This is a genomic window from Streptosporangium oxazolinicum, assembly GCF_039537505.1.
GTDB lineage: Bacteria > Actinomycetota > Actinomycetes > Streptosporangiales > Streptosporangiaceae > Streptosporangium > Streptosporangium oxazolinicum.
The window spans coordinates 1-931 of sequence record NZ_BAABAQ010000037.1; the positions used below are offsets into that span (position 1 = coordinate 1).

1 protein-coding gene is annotated in these 931 nt (G+C 69.1%); it reads left to right on the top strand.

What is annotated here, in order from left to right; all coding sequences use genetic code 11:
• Positions 1-176: 176 nt before the first annotated feature.
• The coding region (locus ABD817_RS39405; protein ID WP_344923571.1) for a hypothetical protein at positions 177-931 on the top strand (755 nt) is incomplete at its 3' end.

Genomic DNA, 931 nt, shown 5'->3' on the forward strand with positions numbered 1-931 from the left:
TACCGCTACCGCGACCTCAACCCCCACGACGGCAACGGCGACGACATCACCGGCCACGGCACCGTCGACACCAACGGCTGGTCCCAAACCCTCCTGTCCGCCCAGCCCAACACCGTCAGCTAACCCCCCACCTCCTCCCGGCCGGTAGTGGCCGCTCTTCGTGAAGGAACCTCCCCATGTTCAGTTCTCTCCTGTCCCGTGCCGCCATCACGGTCACGACCGTCGTCGCCGTTTTCGGCCTGTCGGGAACCGCGTACCCCGCGACGGCGGAACCCGTTCCCCCCACGCCCCCCGCGGCCTCGGACGTCGACGCCGCCTACCAGCTCGCCGCCTGTGACTCCAACGGCACCACGGCGACCGACGCGGCGCTGGCCACGCAGCTCAACAGCACCCTGGGCGCCAAGATGCGCGGCTACATGTCCGCCTATCGCGTGTCCTGCGCGCGCATGGTGATCAAGGCGGTGCGGGACCGCGGCCTGGACGCCCGCGCGGCCGTGATCGCCATCGCCACGGTCATCGTGGAAACCAGCATCCAGAACATCAGCGAGGAGGTCGACCACGACAGCCTCGGGTTGTTCCAGCAGCGGGCATCCTGGGGGAGCGCGTCCCAGCGGCTCAACCCGACGTGGGCGACCAACGCCTTTCTCGACAAGATGCTCCGGGTCTACCCGAACGACAGCTGGAAGACGAAGCCGGTCGGCGAGGTGGCGCAGGGCGTGCAGGTGTCGGCCTTCCCGGACCGCTACCAGGTCCAGGCCGCTGACGCGCAGATCATCGTGAACACGATACTTCCCCACATCAGCGCGCCCGCGGGCAAGGTTTCGGTGTACGGGGTGCAGCCCGACGGGCGACTGACCTACGCCGCGATCGACGCGGCCACCGGCCGGCGCACCCACGGCAACGTGGTCTCCACCGCCACCCTCGGATTCAC